Below are 6,524 nucleotides of genomic sequence, written 5' to 3' on the forward strand. Positions count from 1 at the left end.
CAGATGGACTGCACGAAGCGATAAAAGATTACCTTTCAAAAAAGTAAATAGACCGTATTTGAAAAGGCAAAATATTGCGCGATAAATTCTATCGCAATGTATATAAACATTTTTCCGTTGAATATTTGGGAGATAACATGAAAATTGGCATATTTGTATGTATTGTGTTGATTGCTTCTTTTATACCGGCAACAGATATTATAGGGGACAATATCTGGCAAATGAAGGAAAATCAAATTTCGCTTGGCAATGGTGATGCGGATGTCCCGGCCTGGGAAGTCGGAAACTATTGGACATATAACATGGGTATATCATATGAAGCATCGGGTGCTTCTGCCGACATAACTCTACATTTGAAATTTGAGGTCACGGAGGTTGGCAGTGAAAATTATATTCTAACTTTTAATGGAGGCATGACTGGGTCTATATCACTTGCAGGCATAATCGAGGGAAATATACAGAATGCTGTTATTGGTGGAAAGGCAGATATTGGAAAGTCTAATCTTGCAATAGAAAAAGTATATGATGTGCACATTGAAGGGGAAATAAAACGGCAGATGGTAACCAACCCATTTTGGGCTGATTTAGGAGTGAAGCAGAATGTTACCCCTGTTGTTTCTCCATATAATTTCCCAATAAACGTTAACGAAACATGGACTGTTCCCGTAATGACATTTTGGCTTTACGTGAATGGAGAAGTTTCACTTGCGATACCATACACAATCGATTATGATTTTCCTGTATACATAGCAGAACATGGTTTAACGTGTACTGCTAAAGAAACGATAACTGTTCCTGCTGGGACATACAGGGATGCTTTTCATGTTTCTGGCATTGGATCACAATACGAATTTTGGTATTCCCCGGCAGCCAGTAACGTTATCAAGGCGGTATATAACAACATACGGATGTGGTACAACGAGAGTTTATACTGGGACTTGAATGAATTGAGTGCCGGACTGACGGACACAAATTTAAAACCGCCCAACGAGCCGCCATACCAGCCGGGTAATCCAAATCCAGCAAATGGATCAGATAATGTCGATGTGAATACCCACTTAAGTTGGACCGGCGGTGATCCTGACGGCAATCCTGTTGTCTATGACGTTTATTTTGGTACAGATTCAAATCCGCCCAGTGTTGCAACCGGTCAATCGAGTATGACGTATGACCCTGGCGCATTAAACTACAATACCACATATTACTGGAGAATCGTTGCATTTGACAATCACAATCACTCAACTACTGGATCAACATGGACATTTACAACAACCGCTTCTGTAAATAATCCACCAGATAAACCAAGCAGACCATCTGGCCCGACATCCGGAAATATCGGGACGTCTTACTCCTATTCCTCATCTACAACAGATACAGACGGAGATCAAGTTTACTACCTTTTTGACTGGGCTGATGGTACTACCAGCGGATGGTTGGGTCCGTATGATTCAGGGCAGACCGTAAATGCATCCCATACGTGGTCTGAGACGGACAATTACAGCATAAAAGTCAAAGCCAAAGATACAAATGGGGCAGAAAGCGAATGGTCTGACCCCTTGGTTGTATCAATGCCTATGATATATCAGTTTCACATACAAAAAATTCTGAATAATCTGCATAACTGGCTTTTATTGATGGCAAGGATTTTCAGCCCGTACATATAACCCACCATAATCTCATCCCCTTTTATGTTTTAATTCCAAGGCTAAATTTTATGTAGTAGTTCCTTATTTCATGCACAGATTCTCATGTATGAAGTACGTTTTCATGGAAGAGGTGGGCAGGGTGCTGTCACTGCTGCCAACATCCTTTCTGTTGCCGCCTTTAGCGAAGGAAAGTACATACAGGCTTTCCCTATTTTCGGCGTTGAACGAAGAGGCGCTCCAGTTGCAGCCTTTTTGAGAATGGACGATAAGCCAATAGATATAAAATACCAGATATATGAGCCTGACGCTGTCATCATCCAGGACACGAGCCTTATCGAATTGAAGGAAGCAAATGTCGGGGGCGGCCTTAAAGCAGGAGGAAAGGTTATAATAAATACGAAAAGGAAACCGTCGGAATTTGACATTGGAGATGCAAAAATTTATACCGTGGACGCTACTGAAATTGCTCTTGAACACAGGCTGGGAACCAAGACAAATCCCATAGTAAACACTGCAATTCTGGGCGCATATGCAAGAGCCATAGGAAACGTTTCCATTGATTCTGTAACCAAAGCCGTAATGGATATGTCGCCTGCAAAAAAAGAAGAAAATGTTCTGGCTGCGAAATCAGCCTATGAAAAAGTGGTGGGTGTATAATATGGAAAAAGTGAATATCGGTGCCGTTATAACAACTCCAGGAAGTTCAATGAATTATAAGACGGGCTCGTGGAGAACATTGAAACCCATTCTTATTGAAGAAAAATGCAAATTCTGCAACACATGCTGGCAGTTCTGTCCAGATGGTGCAATAGAACCTGCAGATGCGAAAGCAAAGAAAACGATAAGGATAGATTACGACTACTGCAAGGGATGTGGAATATGTGCCCATGAATGCCCTTTCGATGCTTTAGAAATGGTTACGGAGGAGAAGTGATATAATGGGTACAAAACAGGTTGTTAAGGGAAATTTTGCAACGGCGGTGGCCGCCAAACTGGTGAAGGTTGATGTTGTTCCAGCATATCCCATAACGCCTTCGACACTTTTCCCGGAGCAAATATCAACGTATATAGCAAATGGAGAAATGGATGCCGAGCTTCTTTTAGTAGAATCGGAACACAGTGCAATGAGTGCGGCGATAGGGGCAAGTGCTTCCGGAGCAAGAGTTGCAACTGCAACCGCCTCCCAGGGATTAAAACTCATGAGCGAGATGCTTTTTATCGCATCTGGAATGAGATTGCCGATAGTGACTGCGGTAGGAAACAGGGCTTTATCCGCTCCGATAAATATATGGTGTGACCACCAGGATACCATTGCAGAAAGAGATAGCGGTTGGCTCCAGTTTTATGCGGAGAATAATCAGAATGCTTTAGACCTCATGATCATGGCATTTAAAATTTCTGAAGATCACCGTGTGCTACTGCCGTCGATGGTTGGCTTAGATGCCTTCGTTTTAACGCATACGATGGAAGGCGTTGACGTCCCTCTGCAGGAAGAAGTGGACAAATTTCTACCGCCATATAAGCCGGTTTACACGCTCGATGTAAAAAATCCGATAACATTCGGCTCCTTTGGTACGCCTGCATATTACACGGAATTCAAGTACCAGCAGTGGGAAGCAATGAAAAATGCAGAAGAAGTGATAGATGAGGTCTTTTCAGAATTTTACAGCAAATTCAGCAGGAAATACGAAAAGTTAAGCGAATACAGGACGGATGATGCAGATATCATCTTTCTGACGATGGGCTCCATGAGCGGTACAGCAAGGGCTGCAGTTGACAAATTGAGAGAGAAAGGAATTAAAGTAGGGGCCGCAAAACTTACAGTATTCAGGCCGTTCCCGTTTGATGAAATAAAGGCCCTTTCAAAGAAGGCAAAAGTCCTTGCGGTTGTGGACAGAAACATCTCTTTTGGTTTCGGAGGGGCAGTCTTTGGCGAGGTGGCAGGTGCATTGATAAACGAAAAGGAAAATCCCATACTCATGGATTTCATTCTGGGGCTCGGCGGCAGAGATGTAACACAAGATGCTTTTTCCGCAATGACAGATAAGGCCGAGGCATCCATTAAAAAAGGAAAAGCTGATAAAATGGTAAATTGGATAAATCTTAAGGGGGAACTTCGGGGGTGATAAAAATGGCAAGCGATGAATTATTTGCGTCGGGACACAGGGGCTGCGCCGGGTGCGGCGAAGCTATTGCGGTCAGGATGGTTCTACAGGCAGCGGGACCGAATACGATTATTGCTAACGTAACAGGATGTCTCGAAGTTATGACAACAGCATATCCAGAAACTGCATGGAAGGTTCCCTGGATTCATACCGCATTTGAAAACGCAGCAGCAGTTGCCTCCGGTATAGATGTCGCTCTCAAAAAACTTGGGAAAAGAAGCGGTATAAACATTCTTGCATTTGGCGGGGACGGTGGAACTTTTGATATCGGATTTCAAGCCCTTAGCGGCATGCTGGAGAGAGGGAACAATGTAACTTATATTGTTTTTGACAACGAGGCATATATGAATACGGGGATACAACGATGTTCATCTACGCCCTTTGCTGCATCGACGACAACATCTCCAGCGGGAAAGGTAAGCATTGGGAAGAAACAGAAGAAAAAGCCGATAGCATCGATAGTGGCTGCCCATGACATACCCTATACTGCAACGGCTGCTATAGCGAATTACAGGGATCTTAAAAGAAAGGTGAAAAAAGCTGTTGACGTTGATGGTCCTTCATTCGTGCACATATTTTCTCCGTGTCCTACAGGATGGAGATATCCGAGTGAGTTGACAGTTGAGTTATCAAGAATGGCTGTTGAAACAGGCGTATTTGTTTTATGGGAGGTGGAAGGTCCGGACTTAAACAACATAAAAGTTACTTACAGACCGAAAGAGAGAAAACCTGTGGAGAAATACCTTAAAATGCAGGGGAGATTCAGACATCTGTTCAAGCCGGAGAGAAGAACGGACATATTGAATAAAATACAAAAAGATGTTGACGAAAAATGGAAATGGTTAGAGGGATTAAATGAGATGGCAAGGTAAATCGAGAAGAAAAGAAACTGGAGGGAGATTGAAACTCGCAAGAAAAAAAAGAAGGTACGAACTGGGAAGAGAACAAAACCTTCCTGTTATGGGAGAGGTAAGGCACAAGAAAGTCAGGGTAAGGGGCAAAAATATAAGAGTCCGTGTGCTTGCGACAAAGGTGGCGAATGTGACAGACCCGAAAACAAATGAAACGAAGAAAGTGGAAATAAAAGATGTGCTTGAAAATCCGGCGAACCCGCATTATGTCAGGAGAGATATAATCACCAAAGGTTCTATTATAGAAACAGAGATTGGAAAGGCAAAGGTCACTTCTCGCCCCGGGCAGGACGGGTGTGTTAACGCCGTTTTGATAAAGCAAAATGCCTGAAGAAAAATACGTGCTGTGGCCCATATACTTCGACCGAAGAAAGACAAAAAAAGAAGGGAGACGCATCCCAAGAGATAATGCTGTTCCAAACGCATCTGTCGAGGAGATAATGAATGCGGCGAGAAAAATGGGGCTTAATCCCCAGAAAGAGGAAAAGGCATATCCAGGCAGATGGTGGAAAAAGGAGGGATGTGTGCTGGTTGACAGGACAAAGAAAAAAACAAAAATTTTGAAGGATATTGCCCTCCACATGTCAAAAAACAGAAAGAGCTAAATTAAGTGAATGCAGTATATATACTACCTATACTAAATATTGTTATTTTGTGAAAACACTTCTGCTGCCGGGTATTTTCGAACATAATTATTGTATTAGACTAGACTAAGTGTACCAATTTTATTTATTTAATACCCTTACACTATTTTTATGATAAAACCTCTTTTTTAAGGGAATCGCTTATGACAAAATTTTTGCCTTTACGTCGTGCCCGTTCATGCTTGATTTTCTGGACTTTATTGAATTCCTCTATATCTATTGTACTTCCATGGTTTCCGGGAGCTATTATATCTTCCCATTCGATGAGCCCGCAGTAAATCGGATTGGAAAGTATCCTTGACACGGTCTTTTTATTCCATTTCCCTCCTCTTTTCGTTGTCACTCCTCTTTTTTTCAGCCATTTTGAGATATCCTCCAGTGGTTTTCCGTCCAAATACATTTCGTATATTTTTTTGACAATTTCCATTTCGTCTTTTATTTCCACGAAATGTCCATCTTTGTAATCGTATCCATATGGCGCAGGTGATCCCAATATGCCTTTGCCGTCCTTTGCCTTCTGTCGCATGCCGACATATACCCGCTCCCCTATCTGCTCGCTCTCCAGCTGGGCTATGCGCTGGATTATGTCCATGACGAACCTGCCCATGGCAGTTGATGTGTCGAGGCTTTCAGTCATTGACACAAATTCCTTGCCATTTTCGTTTAAATTTTCCATCATCAACATGAAATTTTTGCTGTTTCTGTGAATTCTGTCCATTTTCATTACAAGCAATACATCCCACTCGTCTATTTCCTCCATCATCTTTTTGTAGGCAGGGCGATTTATGTCTCTGCCGCTGTAGCCGTTGTCTATGCATTCCTTCACAATTTCCCACCCCCTTGCATTGCAGTATGATTTCAGCTTTTCCATCTGGGCGTCAAGTGAGAAGCCCTCTTTTGCTTGGTCTTCTGTTGAAACACGCGTATATATGGTAACTCTCTTCATTTTTTCATCCCCAAGTGTCCATCGGTTTACCGTCGGACACTTTGATTGCCTGCATTTTATATAAGTTTTATGAAATTTTAACGGAAAGAATGCTTTGAAAAAGTAGTCAAAAAATGAAAAAAGCCATAAGCAGACCGGAAAAATGATTTGAGAAATGATCTGCAGGATTCAACAAAATTTTGAATACGCCTTCCCACTTTTTTATTTACCTT

8 protein-coding genes are annotated in these 6,524 nt (G+C 42.3%); 7 read left to right on the forward strand and 1 reads right to left on the reverse strand.

All coding sequences use genetic code 11. The features are described 5' to 3' along the window. The first annotated feature begins 137 nt into the window (after nt 1-137). From U9O96_05035 to U9O96_05065, 7 genes are all read left to right on the forward strand, one after another. Nucleotides 138-1,664 carry a hypothetical protein gene (locus U9O96_05035; protein ID MEA2054463.1) on the forward strand — a complete coding sequence of 509 codons (1,527 nt, stop codon included), beginning with the start codon at nt 138-140 and terminating at the stop codon, nt 1,662-1,664. A gap of 84 nt (nt 1,665-1,748) precedes the next feature. Then, nucleotides 1,749-2,303, forward strand: coding sequence for a 2-oxoacid:acceptor oxidoreductase family protein (locus U9O96_05040; GenBank protein MEA2054464.1), 555 nt, complete (start codon nt 1,749-1,751; stop codon nt 2,301-2,303). Between the two features lies 1 nt (nt 2,304). After that, entirely contained in the window at nt 2,305-2,580 is a 276-nt protein-coding gene (locus U9O96_05045; GenBank protein ID MEA2054465.1) for a 4Fe-4S binding protein, read from the forward strand. A gap of 4 nt (nt 2,581-2,584) precedes the next feature. Next, nucleotides 2,585-3,772 carry a pyruvate synthase subunit PorA gene (porA, locus tag U9O96_05050; GenBank protein ID MEA2054466.1) on the forward strand — a complete coding sequence of 396 codons (1,188 nt, stop codon included), beginning with the start codon at nt 2,585-2,587 and terminating at the stop codon, nt 3,770-3,772. A gap of 5 nt (nt 3,773-3,777) precedes the next feature. Next, complete coding sequence (porB, locus tag U9O96_05055) at nt 3,778-4,683, forward strand: pyruvate synthase subunit PorB (GenBank protein ID MEA2054467.1); 906 nt, start codon at nt 3,778-3,780, stop codon at nt 4,681-4,683. After that, nucleotides 4,667-5,053 (forward strand): 30S ribosomal protein S8e, encoded by a 387-nt coding sequence (locus U9O96_05060; protein ID MEA2054468.1) that lies wholly within the window; start codon nt 4,667-4,669, stop codon nt 5,051-5,053. The genes porB and U9O96_05060 overlap by 17 nt, the downstream gene beginning before the upstream one ends. After that, nucleotides 5,046-5,327: a signal recognition particle subunit SRP19/SEC65 family protein gene (locus U9O96_05065; GenBank protein MEA2054469.1), complete on the forward strand. Its 282-nt coding sequence runs from the start codon at nt 5,046-5,048 to the stop codon at nt 5,325-5,327. Before U9O96_05060 ends, U9O96_05065 begins: the two co-directional genes overlap by 8 nt. A gap of 148 nt (nt 5,328-5,475) precedes the next feature. Here U9O96_05065 and U9O96_05070 read toward each other — a convergent pair whose 3' ends face one another. Then, nucleotides 5,476-6,312 (reverse strand): recombinase family protein, encoded by an 837-nt coding sequence (locus U9O96_05070; protein MEA2054470.1) that lies wholly within the window; start codon nt 6,310-6,312, stop codon nt 5,476-5,478. Nucleotides 6,313-6,524 lie beyond the last annotated feature (212 nt).

The sequence above is a fragment of the Candidatus Thermoplasmatota archaeon genome, assembly GCA_034660695.1.
Taxonomy (GTDB): Archaea; Thermoplasmatota; E2; order UBA202; family DSCA01; genus JAYEJS01.

Coding starts and splice junctions, on each gene's coding strand:
- U9O96_05045 (MEA2054465.1), top strand. CDS start 2,305: ATGGAAAAAGTGAATATCGGTGCCGTTATAACAACTCCAGGAAGTTCA.
- U9O96_05035 (MEA2054463.1), top strand. CDS start 138: ATGAAAATTGGCATATTTGTATGTATTGTGTTGATTGCTTCTTTTATA.
- U9O96_05070 (MEA2054470.1), bottom strand. CDS start 6,312: ATGAAGAGAGTTACCATATATACGCGTGTTTCAACAGAAGACCAAGCA.
- U9O96_05065 (MEA2054469.1), top strand. CDS start 5,046: ATGCCTGAAGAAAAATACGTGCTGTGGCCCATATACTTCGACCGAAGA.
- porB (MEA2054467.1), top strand. CDS start 3,778: ATGGCAAGCGATGAATTATTTGCGTCGGGACACAGGGGCTGCGCCGGG.
- U9O96_05040 (MEA2054464.1), top strand. CDS start 1,749: ATGTATGAAGTACGTTTTCATGGAAGAGGTGGGCAGGGTGCTGTCACT.
- U9O96_05060 (MEA2054468.1), top strand. CDS start 4,667: ATGAGATGGCAAGGTAAATCGAGAAGAAAAGAAACTGGAGGGAGATTG.
- porA (MEA2054466.1), top strand. CDS start 2,585: ATGGGTACAAAACAGGTTGTTAAGGGAAATTTTGCAACGGCGGTGGCC.